Raw genomic sequence first — 18,526 nt, 5'->3', positions numbered from 1 at the left:
TTTTAGATTTTAGATTAACCAACGCATTGCGCCTGGGTTTTTAGATTTTAGATTATAGATTTTAGATTAACCAACCGCAGGGCATTTAGAATAAAGCCTGTGGTTTATAACGAGTTTCCATGTCTCCCATCTCCGAATCCCCATTTTCCCCCGAACAAATTGCCGGTGAAAGACTCACACCTGAAGAATATGAAGAAATCGTTCAGCGTCTAGGCCGCCATCCTAATAAAGCTGAATTGGGAATGTTCGGCGTCATGTGGAGCGAACACTGCTGTTACAAAAATTCGCGGCCACTATTAAAACAGTTTCCCACAGAGGGCGATCGAATTCTCGTCGGGCCTGGAGAAAATGCCGGCGTCGTAGACTTGGGATACGGCTTGCAACTCGCCTTCAAAATTGAATCCCACAACCACCCCTCAGCAGTCGAACCTTTCCAAGGTGCGGCAACCGGTGTCGGCGGGATTCTCCGCGATATCTTCACAATGGGTGCTCGCCCGATCGCACTTTTAAATTCCCTGCGTTTCGGCAACTTAGACGATGCTAAAACTCAGAGATTGTTCAAAGGCGTAGTATCGGGAATTTCCCATTATGGAAATTGCATCGGAGTACCCACAGTTGGCGGCGAAGTTTACTTCGATCCTGCCTATTCCGGCAACCCGCTAGTTAACGTCATGGCCTTGGGTTTAATGGAAACTCAAGAAATCGTCAAATCCGGGGCATCCGGCATCGGAAATCCAGTGCTTTACGTCGGTTCAACTACCGGGCGAGATGGCATGGGAGGAGCAAGTTTTGCCAGTGCAGAATTGACAGACAAATCAATGGACGATCGCCCCGCCGTCCAAGTAGGAGATCCATTTTTAGAAAAATCCTTAATTGAAGCTTGTTTAGAAGCATTCAAAACCGGTGCAGTCGTCGCCGCCCAAGATATGGGTGCAGCGGGAATCACCTGTTCGACATCAGAAATGGCAGCCAAAGGCGGCGTCGGCATTGAATTCGATTTAGACAAAGTTCCCGTTCGAGAAAGCGGTATGGTTCCTTACGAATACCTGCTTTCGGAATCCCAAGAACGGATGTTGTTTGTTGCCCAAAAAGGACGCGAACAGGAATTAATCGATATTTTCCACCGCTGGGGATTGCACGCGGTTGTAGCGGGGACAGTTATCGAAAAGCCGATCGTCCGAATTCTATTTAAAGGCGAAATCGCTGCCGAAATTACCGCAACTGCTTTGGCAGATAACACGCCAATTTATCACCGAGAACTGTTGACAGAGCCGCCAGAATATGCTAAAAAAGCATGGGAATGGACAGCGGATTCGCTGCCACAATCCACAGTTACAGGTATCGAAATTAACGGCAATTTCCAAACTTGGAATCAGATTTTGCTGACGCTTTTAGATACTCCCACCATCGCTTCTAAACGCTGGGTTTATCGCCAATACGACCATCAAGTGCAAAACAATACAGTTGTTTTGCCGGGAGGCGCTGATGCTGCGGTTGTTAGATTGCGTCCGCTAGAACCTTGCCAATCTTCCCTTGCTGAAGGGGTAGAAGTACACCCCCTTGCTAAGGGGGATCTACTGAGAGGAAATGCCGTTTCTCTAGCTTCCGAAAGCAAACAGGAAGAAGAGGTAATTCCTCTATTTACAAAGGCACAAGGTAGGGAAACTCCAAAAGTTTCTCCCCCCCTTAGCAAGAAGGAAGCGCCCTTGGGGATGATTCCTGGAGTTGCTGCAACGGTTGATTGCAATTCTCGTTATGTTTATCTCGATCCTTATGAAGGTGCAAAAGCAGTCGTAGCGGAAGCAGCCAGAAACTTAAGCTGTGTGGGCGCTGAACCTCTGGCAGTTACGGATAATTTGAATTTTGGCAGTCCCGAAAAGCCGATCGGATATTGGCAGTTAGCGTCAGCTTGTCACGGGATTGCTGATGCTTGTCGGGAGTTGGGAACGCCTGTTACTGGCGGCAATGTTTCTCTTTACAATGAAACGGTTGATGCTGAGGGAAATCCTCAACCAATTTATCCGACTCCGGTAATCGGAATGGTGGGGTTAATTCCCGATTTGAAGAAGATTTGCGGCCAAGCTTGGCTAAAAAAAGGCGATTTAATTTATGTGCTGGGAATTGGTGAATCATCCCCAAACTCAGAAGTTTCATCTGAAAGCTCAAAAATCGAAACTTCTCCTACTTTGGGAGGTTCGGAATATTTAGCGGCAATTCACGGGATTGTAGCTGGGAAACCGCCAAGGATAGATTTTGAGTTAGAAAGAAAAGTGCAATCGGTTTGTCGCGATGGAATTCGGCAAGGTTGGGTATGTTCTGCCCATGATTGTGCGGAAGGTGGAATTGCGATCGCCCTCGCTGAATGCTGTATTTCTGGTAAACTGGGTGCGGAAATTCATCTCAGTTTCAATTCGGCAAATGTCGGCCGCTGGGATGAAATTTTGTTTGGTGAAATGGGCAACTGCATTGTAGTTTCAGTCGCCCCGAAAAATCAAGGGATTTGGGAGTCTTACCTGCAAGAACATTTGACTAAAATGTGGCATAAAATCGGTTTAGTTGGCGGGGCTGAATCAGCTTTGCGGGTGTTGAGTGCTGACAATCAAGTGTTAATTGAGGTTGGGATGGGTGATATGGGCGATCGATTCTATAATGCGATCGAGCGTCGGATTGCATCTGCCTGACAACCTGAAGTTTCGCTCCCCCTAAATCCCCCTTAAAAAGGGGAGTAGGGGCTGACTTTGAATACTCTTGTCCCCCCCTTCTTAAGGGGGGCTAGGGGGGATCTCCGGGTTTAAAACACACCCTAGAGCCCCGACTTCTTACAAAATTCACGATTCTTAGAAAAACCTATAACAGAAATCGGGGTTCTTAGACACTATACAATATAAACAGTATCATTCATAAAATAAATGATTTGCTGTATCAACCCCAACTGCCCCAATCCTCAAAACCCTGACGGGCAAACATATTGCATCAGTTGTGGCCTGGAACTCGTACCCATCCTGCGAAATCGTTTCCGCATGATCAAACTCCTCGGTCAAGGTGGCTTCGGCAGAACCTATTTAGCAGAAGATATTGATAGACTAAATCAACCCTGTGTCGTTAAACAATTAGCACCCGATGTCCAGGGAACTTGGGCGATTAACAAAGCGGTAGAATTATTTCAGCTAGAAGCTAGACAACTGCAACAGCTAGGACAACATCCCCAAATTCCCTCACTAGATGCCTATTTTGAAGACAACAAATATTTGTATCTCGTACAGCAGTTTGTGGATGGGGATAATTTGTTGACGCTTTTCCAAAATCAGGGAATTTTGCAACAAAGCCAAGTTAAGCAACTATTACTCGAACTTCTACCTGTTCTCAAGTTTATTCACGAACAAAAAATTATTCACCGAGATATCAAGCCTGAGAATATTATGCGCCGTCGCAGCGACGGTTTGTTAATGCTGATTGATTTCGGAGTTTCCAAACAGTTGTCGGGAACAGTGATATCGCGCCAGGGAACGCAAATTGGTTCGCATGGTTATGCACCGCTTGAACAAATGAAAGGGGGTGAAGCTTATGCAGCAAGCGATTTATTTAGCTTGGGGGCGACTGCTTTTCATCTACTGACAGGGCTATATCCTTTTGATTTGTGGGTGGATCAAGGTTATAGTTGGACGGCCAATTGGCAGGAACATTTGAAAAGCCCCATAGAAAAGGGATTGGAAGTGATTTTATCTAAGTTGTTGGCAAAAGATATCCAGCAGCGCTATCAATCAGCCGAGGAAGTTTTAATAGATTTTCAACATCACTCAAGACAAACTCCCCCACCGACACCAACTCCCGCGCCGACTTTAAAAAGGTTTGACTTTGACCCGGTGACAGTTGAGGTGCGGGGTAACATAAGTAGCCGTCAACGCCGTCAAGCACAATTTTTTAGTGAAAATTTAGGTAGCGGTGCAATCTTAGACATGGTAGCAATTCCTGGTGGCAGTTTCGTGATGGGTTCCCCCAATACCGAAGCAGGGCGAAGTAACAATGAAGGGCCGCAGCGTACTGTTAATATCTCTCCTTTTTTTATGGGTAAATATCCCATTAATCAAGAACAGTGGGAAGTAGTGATGGGGAATAACCCTTCTGATATCAAAGGTTTGAAACGTCCTGTAGAACAAGTAAGCTGGAATAATGCTCTGGAATTCTGCCAGAAAATTTCTCAAAAAACTGGCAAGATTTATCGCTTACCTTCGGAAGCCGAATGGGAATATGCTTGTCGCGCCGGAACTACAACGCCTTTCTATTTTGGTGACACGATTACGCCGAATTTAGTTAATTATAATGGCAATTATCCCTACGGTGCTGCGCCGAAGGGACTTTACCGCGAAAAAACAACGGATGTGGGGCGTTTTCCACCTAATGCCTTTGGTTTATACGATATGCACGGGACTGTTTGGGAATGGTGCAGCGATAAATGGCATGGTAATTATAACGGCGCACCGACTGACGGAAGTTCTTGGGAAACTGGAACAGATAATAACCGAGTGCTGCGTAGTGGTTCATGGAACTGCAATGCCTTCTATTGCCGTAGTGCCTATCGTGGCAGGCATTCGGCGATCCATCGCAGCAAGCACCTCGGTTTTCGTGTGGCGGTAGCTTCGGTTTCTTCCTCGTCCTAGTTTCCGCGTAGTAGTGGTAGGGTGCGTCGCATTGAACAATCTACAAATCAAATCGACAATCTCGCAGCGACGCACCACACAATAGTAAGGTGCGTCGCATTAAAAATCTGCAAATTGCCTAGAAAATTTCACAGCGACGCACCCTACAAATTAGGCTAATTTTTTCAATCGCCCTATCAATCGTCGATTCAATGGCCCAGTCAATCTATACAATATAAACAATATCATTCCTAAAATAAATGATTTGCTGCATCAATCCCGACTGCCCCAACCCTCAGAACCCCGACGGGCAAACATATTGCATCAGTTGTGGCCTTGAACTCGTACCCATCCTGCGAAATCGCTTCCGCATGATCAAACTCCTCGGTCAAGGTGGCTTCGGCAGAACCTATTTAGCAGAAGATATTGATAGACTAAATCAACCCTGTGTCGTTAAACAATTAGCACCCGATGTCCAGGGAACTTGGGCGATTAACAAAGCGGTAGAATTATTTCAGCTAGAAGCTAGACAACTGCAACAGCTAGGACAACATCCCCAAATTCCATCACTAGATGCCTACTTTGAAGACAACAAATATTTGTATCTCGTACAACAGTTTGTGGATGGGGATAATTTGTTGACGCTTTTCCAAAATCAGGGAATTTGGCAAGAAAGCCAAGTTAAGCAACTATTACTAGAACTTCTACCTGTTCTCAAGTTTATTCACGAACAAAAAATCATTCACCGAGATATTAAGCCTGAGAATATTATGCGCCGTCGCAGCGACGGTTTGTTAATGTTGATTGATTTTGGAGTTTCCAAACAGTTGTCGGGAACAGTGATATCGCGACAGGGAACGCAAATTGGTTCGCATGGTTATGCACCGCTTGAACAAATGCAAGGGGGTGAAGCTTATGCAGCCAGCGATTTGTTTAGCTTGGGGGCGACGGCTTTTCATCTACTGACGGGGGTACATCCTTATGGTTTGTGGACGGAGCACGGTTATAGCTGGACTGGAAATTGGCAGCAACATTTGAAAAATCCCATAGACAAGGGGTTGGAATTGATTTTATCTAAGTTGTTGGCAAAAGATATCCAGCAGCGCTATCAATCAGCAGAGGAAGTTTTAATAGATTTTCAAGGTCAGTCAAGACCAACTCCCGCACCGATACCAAATCCCACAATTCCTGTGATTCCACAGCACTCTTTGCCGTTACGAACTAACACAACAAGGCGAGGTTTCTTGCAATTAGCGGGTTTTGCTGGGGGAGGATTTGCATTAGCTGTGCTGGGTCAAAGTTTGTTGAACAACAAAACTTCTTCATCTTCACCAAATCTTCCACCTTCATCCAACAAGGCGACCCCATCTCCTAAATCATCAGCTCAAAAATCCTCTCCAAAAACTACAGCAAAAAGTTCATCGCCAAAACCATCTCCACAATCTGTAGCAGAAAGTCCATCGCCAAAACCATCTCCCAAACCCGCACCAGAAACTCCACAAACTAAGCCATTTTCCAATGCTTTAAAAAGCTTTACTTTTGAAACAGTGACAGTCAACTCAACGGGGCAAATTGCCAACCGCCGTCAAGGAAAAGCACAGGCTTTTATAGAAAATATGGGGAATGGTATTACTCTAGACATGGTAGCAATTCCTGGGGGCACTTTCGTGATGGGTTCGCCCGATACGGAAGCCGGACGAAGTAGCTATGAAGGGCCGCAGCGTACCGTGAATATCCCTGCTTTTTTTATGGGTAAATATGAGATAACTCAAGAACAATACCAAGCGGTGATGGGAAATAACCCTTCTGAGTTCAAAGGTGCGAAACTTCCTGTCGAAAAAGTAAGCTGGAATGACGCTGTGGAATTCTGCAAGCGGCTTTCTAAAAAAACAGGCAAGACTTATCGCTTACCTTCACAAGCGGAATGGGAATATGCTTGTCGCGCCGGAACTAAAACACCTTTCTATTTTGGCGAAACTATTACCCCGGATTTAGTGAATTATAATGGCAATAATCCCTACGCTGGGGCATCGAAGGGACTTTACCGCAAACAAACAACTGATGTCGGGAATTTTTCACCCAATGCTTTTGGACTTTATGATATGCACGGAAATGTGTGGGAATGGTGCAGTCATCTCGACAACGATCGAAGCGATCGCCGGGTGCGGTGTGGCGGTTCCTGGAAGGACTCTGCGGTGAATTGTCGCAGTGCGTATCGTCTTAGCAATTTGGCGGGCGATCGTTACTCGGACATCGGTTTTCGCGTGGCTTTGGTTTCCGCGTAGTCTCCAGTTTCCGTTGCTGTGCTGTAGTCTCCCGCGAGGACTTTTCTTTTAAGGCTTGGCGGTTTCAACCTGGTTTATAAATATAGTCCTTGACGCATCAAAACCTTCATAACCCGGTTTTTTGCGGTTTGTAGCGCGTCTTCTGGGCAAAAAAAACCGGTTTCTGACTACCTGTGCATAAGTCCTATAATAGTTAAAATAGGCCAAGGTCACACATCAGGAAGGATAAAAAATATGACCATCAATCTTCCTCTTCCCGATTCAATTGAAAATTTTATTAACGAACAAGTGGCAATCGGAGGTTACAGTAATGCAGCGGAATACATCTTGCACCTAATTCGCCAAGAACAAGCAAGATCCGCGCGGGTTGAGTCGTTATTGTTGGCTGGTTTGGATAGTGGCAATTCTATAGAGATTAACGATGATTGGTGGGAGCAAAAACGCGCTCAGTTGGTGCAGAAACTTGACCGACAGCAGCAATGAATGTAGCATCTCAGCAGTTGCCTAATTTAACGGCAAAAACTAAGTCAGAAGCCCTAGTGATTATAGCAGATAGCGGCTTTGTATTCAAAACTAAAACAGAGGGTGGATATGAAACATTCGAGCATCCTGATGGTAGTTTAATTCATATTAGACCCGCTGGTGAAATTGTCCGAACCCGGCCTAAAATTAAAAACGATCGCGGTAAAAGTTACCGCCGCCGATACGACCAGTTTGGCAATCAGATTCAATTCATGCCAGGTTCAAACACCCACAGTACCGGAGAAAATATAATTATATGACTCTTACAGCCGTGAAGCGTAGCTATCCCGTAGGGAATCGCCCTTTAAAACATTTTTGCATAGAAGACTTGAAAAGTGCCGACCTTGCAGGCATTACTCTAATCCCCCAACCTTTAACCTTGCGCTTAGACTTTACATTCGGAACCGGGATTTATGACACTTCCATCGAATTCTATCAACTCGTTCATCAGGTAATCTCTCAACCAGTCAACTCCGACTCCCAAGAGTCTTGCTTCTGGGTGGGTAACGCAGAATTAAGACAATTGACAGAAGATAAGAGTCAAATTTTATCTACTTTGTCCTATCCTTTTCAAAATCAAGCCGGTTTGGTTGAGACAGGTTCTTCGTCCCTTTTCTACTTTCGACTGGAAGGGGATATTTGTATCGAAGTAGTTTGCGGTAGTTACAAAATTTTTCAAGAATTGGAATCGGCGGTTGAAACCGCGTCTACAAAAACGAAAACCTGATGGTGCGCGGGTTGAAGCTGTAGGGTGCGTCGCCATCTACCATAAGTAAGAGCGCAAATCTCATAGCGACGCACCCTACAAAATACGACATTACTTAATACTCGATCGCGCCAAAAATGACATTACATGGCCGCACAGATTCCCATGATGATATAGTAGGTCAATTCCCTGAAAAAGTCAAGCTCGATCGCCCTTAAATCCTAATATTTCAAAAAGCCCGTGAAGCAATTTTATAATTTATTTACCATTGCACGATCGCCTATTTCTTCGTCCCCCTCTGCTGGGACGAGAGTTTGACTCTTAAGCGATTTCAAGAGACTGTTGGCGAATTTAAAAATGGTTTCACCCCTTACCCCCTAAAAATAGTGGCTCTAGACTAAATATTTAATTGACCATATAGTTATTAACTACCAAGAGCGAACCCCAATGCTGCATTCCAGATGTGAGGGGTAACACCCTCGGCGAATTAGCCAACAGTATTTTTCAATCGCCGAATCCCTCGCCCGCCCTTAATCAAGGTTAATATAGGATTTGGCGGCGATCGATACTACAATGCCATTAAACGCCGCATCGCTTCTGTCTGAAATGCTACACGATTTGGAAATAATGACAGATCCGTGGCAAGATTAAGGGAATGTTAAGTTATGCGACGCCTTCGCAAACAAGATTTCCCGCTGAAACTGTCCCCCTAACCCACCTTCCCCATTAGGAACCCACCCATCTATGATTCCCAACCATTCCTTCGCGGCTGACGAGCATTCTAGCAAACCCGACAAGCCCGAGGAAGCTTGTGGCGTTTTTGGTATCTACGCACCGGGTGAAGATGTAGCCAAGTTGACCTACTTCGGTTTGTATGCCTTGCAGCACCGGGGTCAGGAATCCGCAGGGATTGCCACCTTTGACGGTGAAAAAGTCCACCTGCACAAAGATATGGGACTGGTTTCCCAAGTCTTCAACGAATCGAGTTTAGGTCACTTGCCCGGTAACTTAGCCGTAGGCCACACTCGCTACTCTACTACCGGCTCGTCGCGCGTGGTCAACGCTCAGCCTGTGGTTGTCGAAACTCGTTTGGGAAGTCTGGCTTTAGCACATAACGGGAATCTTGTCAATACCAAAGAATTGCGGGAAGAATTGATGTCTCGCAACTGCGACTTTGTGAGCACGACGGATTCAGAGGCGATCGCAGTGGCGATCGGTTCCGAGGTAGACAAGGGCAAAGACTGGCTGGAAGCAGCGATCAGCGCGTTTGCTATGTGCCAAGGAGCCTTTAGTTTGACGATCGCCACCCCCAAAGGCGTGATGGGAGTCCGCGACCCCCAGGGCGTCCGCCCGTTGGTAATTGGCATCCTCCCCACAACTCCGGTACGATACGTTTTAGCATCGGAAACTTGTGGCTTGGATATTATCGGTGCTGAATTTTTGCGGGACGTAGAACCCGGGGAATTAGTTTGGATTACAGAGGAAGGTATGGCTTCCTTCCACTGGAGTCAGCAGCAGAAGCGCAAACTTTGCATCTTTGAAATGATCTATTTTGCTCGACCCGACAGCCAGATGGAAGGTGAAAGTTTGTACAGCTACCGACTGCGGATCGGGCGTTTGTTGGCAGCAGAATCTCCGGCTGATGCTGATATAGTCATAGGCGTTCCCGATTCTGGAATCCCGGCGGCGATCGGCTTTTCTCAAGCTTCCGGCATTCCTTACGCCGAAGGATTGATTAAAAACCGCTACGTGGGGCGCACTTTTATTCAACCGACTCAGACAATGCGGGAATCAGGAATCCGCATGAAACTCAACCCTCTCAAAGATGTCTTGGAAGGAAAGCGGGTAATTATTATCGATGATTCGATCGTGCGCGGTACTACCAGTCGCAAAATCGTCAAAGCCTTGCGGGATGCGGGTGCAACCGCAGTTCACATGAGAATTTCTTCGCCGCCGGTGACACATCCTTGTTTTTACGGGATCGACACCGACAATCAAGATCAGTTGATTGCTGCTACTAAGTCAGTCGCAGAAATTGGCGCCCAAATTGGGGTAGATTCTTTGGCTTTCTTGAGTTGGGATGGAATGCTGAAGGCGACTAACGAAGACCCGATGAGTTTTTGTTCGGCCTGTTTCACCGGTGATTATCCGATCGACGTTCCAGAAATGGTAAAACGGTCTAAGCTCATATTAGAAAAAGCTGGAACCTAGAAAATCAAAAAGCGAGAAAGCGATCGCCCGTCACTTTCCGCAATTTATGGATTTTCAAGTTTTTCTGGTAAGTCATTGCCAGAATGTGTGTAGAAATGTTACATTAACTTAGCTTTAGCAATTCTTGCAGAATTGGTGAACTGTAGTGAACAGTCGCTTGGGTATCACTTGTGTGAAACCCAACCCTCGGATTGGAGATTTGAGATTGGAGATTTGAGATTTGTGCTTGAATCTAAAATCGCCAATCTAAAATAGATGGTTTTTCCTTACACTCTCGTTCACAATTCCTGCTCGAAACGCTGTATGCTACCTGCAGACTGGAGGTAGTTCCTCCAGATGTACACTCTCAGATTGAAGTCGCATTTCGCACCAACAACGGGCACATGAGATTTTTTCAGATAACAGGGTCGATCGCACTAATTTTTCCCACACAAGTATTCCACAAGCCAACTTGCTTGAGAATCGCGGACGGGCTATTCATGCGAACTAAAGAACTTTAGAAACCCTTGCAGAGTAAAAAATATGGCTCCTTGCAGGTTGAATGTTACCTCACCTGCATAGGGATACAAGCCCCCGACTCATGTCCGGGAGAGCCAAAAAATTTAGATCTTAGTTTAAGCCCCCAAATTAATCTGTGGAGTGAATCTAAAATCTAAAATCTAAAATCTAAAATCGATTGACTGTTACAAGGCGGAATGCGGTTTCTCAAGTCAGCTTAAATCGGAAACTTCGTGCAATCAAATACTGTTCTCAATCCCGCGAGCAATCAAGGCTCATCCTCTCGTACAACAGAGTTACCTTTTACTCTTGCTGATATCAAGGCAGCCATTCCAGCCCACTGTTTTGAGCCATCGGCATGGAAATCTCTGGCTTATTTCTTTTTAGATATTGGCATCATCGCAGGTTTGTATGCGATCGCCTACACCCTCGATTCCTGGCTCTTTTATCCAATCTTTTGGTTGATGCAGGGAACCATGTTTTGGGCATTGTTTGTAGTGGGCCACGACTGCGGACACGGTTCATTTTCTAAGAGCAAATGGCTCAACAACCTGATCGGACACCTCTCCCACGCTCCAATTCTCGTGCCCTTCCACGGTTGGCGGATTAGTCACAGAACCCACCACGCAAATACAGGCAGCTTAGATAACGATGAAAGCTGGTATCCGGTGTCGGAGAGCAAATACAATCAAATGCCTTGGTACGAAAAGCTAGGACGCTTTTATTTGATGTTATTTGCCTATCCAATTTATCTATTTCGCCGATCGCCCGATCGAACTGGTTCTCACTTCATGCCCGGTAGCCCGATTTTCCGTCCGTCCGAAAAATGGGATGTGTTGACAAGTTCCGCATCCTTGGTACTGATGGTAGGCTTTTTAGGCGCGCTAACCTATCAGTTTGGTTGGCTGTTTTTACTCAAGTTCTACTTGGTTCCCTATGTAGTGTTCGTGATGTGGCTGGATTTGGTAACATTCCTGCACCACACAGAAGCCGATATTCCTTGGTATCGTGGTAATGATTGGTCTTTCTTAAAAGGTGCATTGTCTACGATCGATCGCGACTACGGAATCATCAATTCCATCCATCACGACATCGGCACCCACGTAGCCCACCACATTTTCTCGACAATGCCGCACTATCACTTGAAGGAAGCAACGGAAGCCATCAAGCCAGTGTTGGGCGATTATTATCGCAAGTCAACAGATCCAATTTGGAAGAGCTTTATTCGCTCTTACTGGGATTGTCATTTTGTCTCCGATACCGGTTCTGGAGTTTACTACGAATCGCCTAACAGTCGGCGATCGGCTGAAGTTAAGTAGTTTAAATTAACAAGAGAATACGTAAAAACTCGGCTTCTTAAAGAAACCGGGTTTTTCTTTTTTGCGCGTGTTTGATAATAAGGATCGTCAATTAAATAATTTCCCTTTTTTCTTGTGGGATGGGCGTCCCGCCCGTCTATCGGGGACGGGCGGGACGCCCATCCCACAACAAACAGGAAAAGTGGATTTTATTTAATTCTCATCCCTAAGATGTTCCACATCTGGAGGGGTGACAAGCCGCCCCAAACCCAGAGTTCTCTTCTTTGTGTAACAGGCCGGAAAGCCTGTTACGAAAAAATATATCAGCCACTGGTTTGTACCCCAAACATCCGGGATAGCCGACAGTTTTTAAATTTAAGACTGCGATTTTTCCAAAGCTTGTATTACTACTTCAGCCTTTGCAGTCCAACCAATAATACCGCCTTGGGCGCGAATCATATCGATCGCACTCTGTTTAAATTCTGGAAAGTAGCTAGCTGTAGCATCCTCAACGAGTAAACATTCAAACCCCCGATCGTTAGCCTCACGCATAGTTGTTTGAACGCAAACCTCAGTCGTGACTCCAGTAAAAATTAGGTGAGTAATCGCTTTTTCACGAAGTATTAATTCCAAATTAGTGTGATAAAAAGCCCCCTTGCCTGGTTTATTAATTACTATTTCATCCGGCATAGGTGTCAACTCTGAGATAATTGAATTGCCAGGTTCACCCAAAATTAAAATTCGTCCCATTGGGCCTCGATCGCCAATTTTTAGTTCGCTTTGACCCCGCTTTTGCTTAGATGGAGGACAATCAGAAAGGTCAGGTTGATGACCTTCAATAGTGTGAACAATAGGGAGATGGCGATCGCGAAATGCCTCTAACAACTGCTTTACCGTTGGTACGATCACCTGTAATTGGCTGACATCATTGCCTAAAGCTTCACCAAATCCCCCAAGCTCCAAAAAATCTCGCTGCATATCGATGATAACCAAAGCCACCCCGCCAGAGACTGGCAGTTCATAATCATAAGGTTGGGCAGATATTAAGACCATAACGAGATAGGTTTTTCCCAAATTACTAGGACTATGCAGCCAGCTTGGCTGACAACACTGTGGTTACTGTTAGGGGGGTTAATAACAAAAGTTCCGGCTTGGTGTTCGCCATTCTGGTCAGTTTGCGATCCAGTTAGTACATAAATATGTTCAAAACCAGTATGCGTGTGCTTTGGGACACTCGCTCCCGGCTCATACCGCAGTAGAGCAGTAGCCGATCCACTTTCGTTGTCACCATAAAGTCGGTAGATTTCAACCCCATCACGAAATGGTTGCCAAGCCAACTCATTCTGCCACGTCGCGATATTAGGTAAATCCTTAAGGATAAAAGCTTGGTTCAGTAGTTCAGTCATAGGTATTCCCAAATTGATTAGTGTCCTGCCATACTCTTACCTATCTGAACAAAATCTGCATCTGCGATCGCACTTTCATAAGTAAAATTCCCGCCACTGATTACCAAAACCCGATCGGACAACTTCAGCAGTTCATCTAAATCTTCGCTCACCAATAACACAGCTACACCTCGGTTGCGAGCCTCAATAATCTGACCGTGAATATACTCCACAGCAGAAAAATCAAGACCAAAGCAAGGATTCGCGGCAATTAGTAACTTAATATGTTCGGCGGAGAGTTCGCGCGCTAGCACTGTGCGCTGTACATTTCCCCCCGACAGATTGCCGATAGGCGTATCTGGCGAAGGCGTTTTAATTTTGAAAGTATTAATTAAGCTCTTAGCCGCCTGCCTAATTTCTTTCAGGATGAGTAAGATACTCGCTTTAGCTTGGGGAGGGCGGTCAAACGTCCGCAGGGCTAAATTTTCTGCCACACTCATGTGTGGCACACAAGCATTATGAAGGGGTTCTTCGGGTAGTGCGAAAACCTGATGTTTAAACATCTCGGCTCGTGTTGCCCTATAAACTTCGCCATTAACCAGCACATCTCCACCTGTAGCAGAACGCTGACCAGCCAACACCTCCACCAATTCCCGCTGACCATTGCCAGAGATACCTGCAATCCCAACGATTTCGCCGCTGTGAACTGTGAGATTTACTCCTGTCAATACCTCCAGACCGTTGTCTTTATTAGCATAAAGGTCTTTAACCTCAAGGATAGGAATAGTCGTTGGGGGGGCTGTCTTTTCAACTTGTTTTGGCTCACGCCTTTCACCCATCATCATTTCCGACATATCCGAGACAGTCAGATCCTTTACCAAACCCTGACCTGCAAACTTTCCTTTACGCAGCACCGTGATGCTATCGCAAAACGCCATCACTTCCCGGAATTTGTGGCTGATAATTAACACGCTTAATCTTCCAGCAGTAACTTCGGCGCGCAGTAAACCTAAAACCTCATCCGCTTCCTGCGGAGTAAGCACAGAAGTAGGTTCATCCAGAATCAAGATCCGACTCTGAAGATATATCTGTTTAAGAATTTCTAGCTTTTGTTTTTCCCCCGCAGCTAATTGAAAGACCGGAGTATCTAGAGGAACTTGGAAAGGAGCAGTTTTCATAAAAGCCTTTAACAGCTCGTACTCGGCTTTCCAATTAATCAAATTGGGGCTATCAAAGCGGGACAAAACCAGATTTTCGGCTACAGTCATCGCAGGCACAGAGGTGAAGTGCTGGTAAACCATACCAATGCCATACTTATGAGCATCGCGAGGACTTGCGATCGTGGTTTCCTGCTTATCAATCAAAACTTGGCCTGAAGTAGGAGTATAGAAACCCATGACACATTTAACAAGGGTACTTTTGCCTGCTCCGTTCTCGCCCAGCAAAGCATGAAACGTCCCTGGTTTTAGCGTCATCGAGAAATTATCAAGTGCAGTCATCGTGCCAAACCGCTTAGTCATGTTAACCACCTCTAGTTCTGGTGGTTGAATAAAGTTTTGAATTTGGAATTTTGAGTCGTGAATTTCCAGTGCTAATTTTCGATCTATAGAATCAGTTACTTCCGTCATGTTTTTGTCTCCTTTGTAAAGTTTTCAGCTTATCGGCTACTTATGAGATTTAAATTTTTAGTGAGAGCGTCGGGCTCATTTCAATCTTTGAAGTATTAATCTCACGTAGTAATATTTGCCTTCTTATCTGCGTTTATCTGTTTTCATCGGCGGTTAAGATTTAACCGCTGATTCCTACCGATAAAGTTTCACATCACTCTTAAACTCCCGTTCCTATATAACATAATATAACTTGAGTTTTTCCTCAAAATTCATCATTCAAAGCTTTGATAAATGCTTCTGAATCAGCAACCGTTCCAAACACTCCTCCCTGCATCTGGATCATCTTAAGTGCCGCCAAATGATTGCCATAATCTGTTGCGCCCGTACAGTCAGATAAAAGCAAACATTCATAACCGCGATCGTTTGCATCTCGCATTGTGGTATGGACGCAGACATCGGTTGTAATGCCAGCCAAAACAATATTTTGAATGCCTTTGCGTTTCAGTAACAGATCTAGATCCGTAGCATAAAACGAACCTTTTCCAGGCTTGTCAATCACCGCTTCACCAGGCAAAGGCGCGAGTTCTGGAATGATTTCCCACCCTGCTTCACCTCGAACGAGAATTCTACCGCAGGGGCCGGGATCGCCAATTCCGGCGTTAATTTGGCGCGATCGCCACTGCTTGTTTTCTGGTAAATCTGCTAAGTCGGGGCGGTGTCCTTCGCGGGTGTGCATGATATGGAAGTGCTTCGCCCGTGCCACTTCTAAGACTTGCTTGATTGGCTCAATAGGAGCGCGAGTCAGTGACAAGTCGTAGCCCATCTTATCAACATATCCACCAATGCCGCAGAAATCAATTTGCATATCAATTATCAGCAGCACCGTATTTTCTGGGCGCAAATCGCCATTGTAAGGATAAGGATATGGTTCAGCTTCTACAAAACGTCCCATGTTTATCTCCCTTGCGATAAATTCTTGTTTTACGTGTTAGTTCCTAAAGATCCAGGCGCGCCTGTCAAAGTTCGTTTCGGCGAACAAGTAATAATCATGATCGCCAGCGTCAGGATGTAGGGCGAAGCATTGAATAAGTAGTAATAGGAATCGACCCCTACTGATTGCAAAGCAGGGCCGATCGCCTGTGCTCCCCCAAATAGCAACGAGGCGTATAAGCACTGAACTGGATTCCAACGGGCGAAAATTACCAGCGCTACCGCCATGAGTCCTTGACCGCTAGAGATGCGTTCTGTCCAACTACCGGGATAGTAAAGGGATAAATAAGCACCACCAATTCCAGCTAAGAAACTGCCCGCGATAATGCAGAGCATACGAACTTTATTAATGGAGATTCCCATTGCTTTGGCAGCATCGGGACTATCCCCAACTGCACGAATAAATAACCCCCAGCGAGTTGATTTAAAGAACCACTGCATTAGAGGGGCGATCGCTACACCTAACAAAAATAGGGGACAAATTTGTAGCGCTGATTGTACTGGAGGCAGATGACTCCAAGCACCCAGAGGTAAACTAGGCAACTGGGTGGCACTTGGTTGAATAAAAGGTTTGCCAAAAAAGAAAGCAATGCCGCTACCAAAAATAATCATAGCGATGCCTACGGCAATGTCGTTTACTTTTGGTTGTATGCACAGCCAAGCGTGGATACAACCTAGTACCATGCCCGCTAGACCAGCGGCTAAAACACCTAACCAAGGCGATCCAGTCTGATAAGAAATAGCATAGGCACTCATCGCACCGGTTAACAGTGTTCCTTCTAACCCCAAATTAATCTTGCCGCTTTTTTCAGTTAGGCATTCGCCCAAACTGACGAACAAAAATGGAGCGCTACCCCGCAAAGTTCCTGCTAAAATACCTAAAGGTACTCCCCACCAACCTAATACTTCTGCTGCCATTGTTGATTCCTCCGATTTGAGATTTTGGCTTAACGTATTGCTTAGTTATACCGATTTTTTATGAGGCCCCGTAGAATCCGATCCCCCCTAGCCCCCCTTAATAAGGGGGGGACAAGATTCCGCTCAAAGTCCCCGCAACGATTCGGGGGATGCGAGGGGGATCGAGATATGTGCAACTTCACATTAAATTGGTATTAGACAGTGGCTATTGATGGCTGCTCGCTAGAAGGTGGCTGCTGAGGGCGATCGGTTGACTGTTCTTTGAAAAATGGCAAACGTCCGTAGAGCGATTCGCTATACAGAACTACCAAAAAGACCAAACCTTGGAACACTAAAACCGTTGCATCGGGAAGTCCATGTGCCCGTTGCAAGATGCCACCACTAGCCAGAATGCCGCCAAGCAGAATTGCCACAATAGTCGCAGCAAGAGGGTTGTGTCGAGCAATGAATGCGACTAAGATACCGCTGTAGCCATAGTTAGCATTAAGTGATTCGTTAGCTCGACCATGCACGGCTGCGACTTCCACCATGCCTGCCAAACCCGCACAAGAGCCAGCTAAGAAACAGATTGCCATTGTCAACTTGCCGACAGGAAGTCCGGCAATTCGAGCAGCGCGGATGTTACCTCCTGCTGTCCGCGCTGCAAAGCCAAATGTAGTACGCTGGATCAGGAAGTAGGCGATCGCACAAGCAACCAACCCATAAATTAGACCGTAGTGAACGCGGGTTCCTGGAATATTTCCTAACATATTCACATCAGGAATCGGGTAACTAGAAATTTTATTGACACTGCTGGGGTCACGCATCACGCCGCCGACTAAATGATTCAGCAGGGCGATCGCAATATAGTTCAACAACAAGCTGCTAATTGTCTCATTCACTGCCCGGTAATAGCGCAAAGCTCCCACTGCACCAATCCACAGACCTCCACAGACAATTCCTGCCAGCGCCATTGCAATTTGGACTAACGTCGGCGGTGCAGAAGATAAAGCCAGTCCAGTGGCTACAGCCCCCAGACCCCCAACTACTAAAGCGCCTTCGTTGCCGATAATCACCAACCCCAAACGGGCAGGCAAAGCCGTGCACAAGGAACTCAACATCAACGGTGCAGCCCTGATCAGGGTGTTTTGGAATGAATGCCAACTGCCAAATGCTGCTTTGTAGATTGAGGCATAGACAGCAAAGGGATTAGATCCAGCCGCAGCACAAAAAATTCCAAACAATACCAATGAGAAGACGATGGCGGCGATCGGGATACAAACCGCTTCCAAAGTTGTACGCCAGTTTTGACGGTTAATCATCATCAGAATAAAAGATGAATTACTAAGAAAATGATGAGTGTTGAATTAAAAACTTGCTTGTATAGCAGTTGCCGACGGGCGTGAAATACTTTCTTAGCGAAAGGAAGGGGTATGTAGGTGCAAACCTGCTCGCCCCTACTAAGCTAATCAGCGTTTAAGTTGTCC

The 18,526-nt window shown here is 45.8% G+C and carries 14 protein-coding genes; 8 read left to right on the top strand and 6 right to left on the bottom strand.

Translation table 11 applies throughout. The features are described 5' to 3' along the window. Positions 1-119 precede the first annotated feature (119 nt). From purL to QUB24_RS25590, 8 genes are all read left to right on the top strand, one after another. Positions 120-2,681, top strand: coding sequence for a phosphoribosylformylglycinamidine synthase subunit PurL (purL, locus tag QUB24_RS25625; protein ID WP_333156432.1), 2,562 nt, complete (start codon positions 120-122; stop codon positions 2,679-2,681). A gap of 228 nt (positions 2,682-2,909) precedes the next feature. Further along, positions 2,910-4,658 carry a bifunctional serine/threonine-protein kinase/formylglycine-generating enzyme family protein gene (locus QUB24_RS25620; protein WP_333156430.1) on the top strand — a complete coding sequence of 583 codons (1,749 nt, stop codon included), beginning with the start codon at positions 2,910-2,912 and terminating at the stop codon, positions 4,656-4,658. 239 nt (positions 4,659-4,897) lie between these two features. Next, on the top strand, positions 4,898-6,922 hold the full coding sequence (locus QUB24_RS25615) for a bifunctional serine/threonine-protein kinase/formylglycine-generating enzyme family protein (protein ID WP_333156428.1): 2,025 nt from the start codon (positions 4,898-4,900) through the stop codon (positions 6,920-6,922). A 234-nt stretch (positions 6,923-7,156) separates the two neighbouring features. Further along, entirely contained in the window at positions 7,157-7,405 is a 249-nt protein-coding gene (locus tag QUB24_RS25610; RefSeq protein ID WP_333156426.1) for a type II toxin-antitoxin system ParD family antitoxin, read from the top strand. Continuing rightward, a complete protein-coding gene (locus QUB24_RS25605; protein ID WP_333156425.1) occupies positions 7,402-7,704 on the top strand; it encodes a hypothetical protein in 303 nt (100 codons plus the stop codon). The genes QUB24_RS25610 and QUB24_RS25605 overlap by 4 nt, the downstream gene beginning before the upstream one ends. Continuing rightward, positions 7,701-8,171 carry a hypothetical protein gene (locus tag QUB24_RS25600; RefSeq protein WP_333156423.1) on the top strand — a complete coding sequence of 157 codons (471 nt, stop codon included), beginning with the start codon at positions 7,701-7,703 and terminating at the stop codon, positions 8,169-8,171. The genes QUB24_RS25605 and QUB24_RS25600 overlap by 4 nt, the downstream gene beginning before the upstream one ends. 723 nt (positions 8,172-8,894) lie before the next feature. Beyond that, entirely contained in the window at positions 8,895-10,361 is a 1,467-nt protein-coding gene (gene purF / locus QUB24_RS25595; RefSeq protein ID WP_333156422.1) for an amidophosphoribosyltransferase, read from the top strand. Between the two features lie 731 nt (positions 10,362-11,092). Continuing rightward, the gene (locus QUB24_RS25590) at positions 11,093-12,178 is read left to right on the top strand and encodes a DUF3474 domain-containing protein (RefSeq protein ID WP_333156420.1); all 1,086 of its coding nucleotides are present in this window, start codon (positions 11,093-11,095) and stop codon (positions 12,176-12,178) included. 354 nt (positions 12,179-12,532) lie between these two features. On the opposite strand, the gene QUB24_RS25585 is transcribed toward QUB24_RS25590, so the two are convergent. The 6 genes from QUB24_RS25585 to QUB24_RS25560 all read right to left on the bottom strand — a co-directional run bounded on the left by QUB24_RS25585 (position 12,533) and on the right by QUB24_RS25560 (position 18,364). Beyond that, positions 12,533-13,210 carry a cysteine hydrolase gene (locus QUB24_RS25585; RefSeq protein ID WP_333156418.1) on the bottom strand — a complete coding sequence of 226 codons (678 nt, stop codon included), beginning with the start codon at positions 13,208-13,210 and terminating at the stop codon, positions 12,533-12,535. Continuing rightward, positions 13,201-13,563 (bottom strand): cupin domain-containing protein, encoded by a 363-nt coding sequence (locus QUB24_RS25580; protein ID WP_333156416.1) that lies wholly within the window; start codon positions 13,561-13,563, stop codon positions 13,201-13,203. Before QUB24_RS25580 ends, QUB24_RS25585 begins: the two co-directional genes overlap by 10 nt. Before the next feature lie 17 nt (positions 13,564-13,580). Beyond that, complete coding sequence (locus QUB24_RS25575) at positions 13,581-15,170, bottom strand: ABC transporter ATP-binding protein (RefSeq protein WP_333156414.1); 1,590 nt, start codon at positions 15,168-15,170, stop codon at positions 13,581-13,583. Between the two features lie 244 nt (positions 15,171-15,414). After that, a complete protein-coding gene (biuH, locus tag QUB24_RS25570) occupies positions 15,415-16,104 on the bottom strand; it encodes a biuret amidohydrolase (RefSeq protein WP_190735225.1) in 690 nt (229 codons plus the stop codon). Positions 16,105-16,133: 29 nt separating this feature from the next. Then, complete coding sequence (locus QUB24_RS25565) at positions 16,134-17,060, bottom strand: ABC transporter permease (protein ID WP_333156411.1); 927 nt, start codon at positions 17,058-17,060, stop codon at positions 16,134-16,136. A gap of 194 nt (positions 17,061-17,254) precedes the next feature. Beyond that, entirely contained in the window at positions 17,255-18,364 is a 1,110-nt protein-coding gene (locus QUB24_RS25560) for an ABC transporter permease (RefSeq protein ID WP_333156409.1), read from the bottom strand. Positions 18,365-18,526 lie beyond the last annotated feature (162 nt).

This window comes from Microcoleus sp. B9-D4 (assembly GCF_036705105.1).
GTDB lineage: Bacteria > Cyanobacteriota > Cyanobacteriia > Cyanobacteriales > Microcoleaceae > Microcoleus.
The sequence above is the reverse complement of the archived record's forward strand: the minus strand, read 5'-3'. Positions and strand labels throughout refer to the sequence as shown.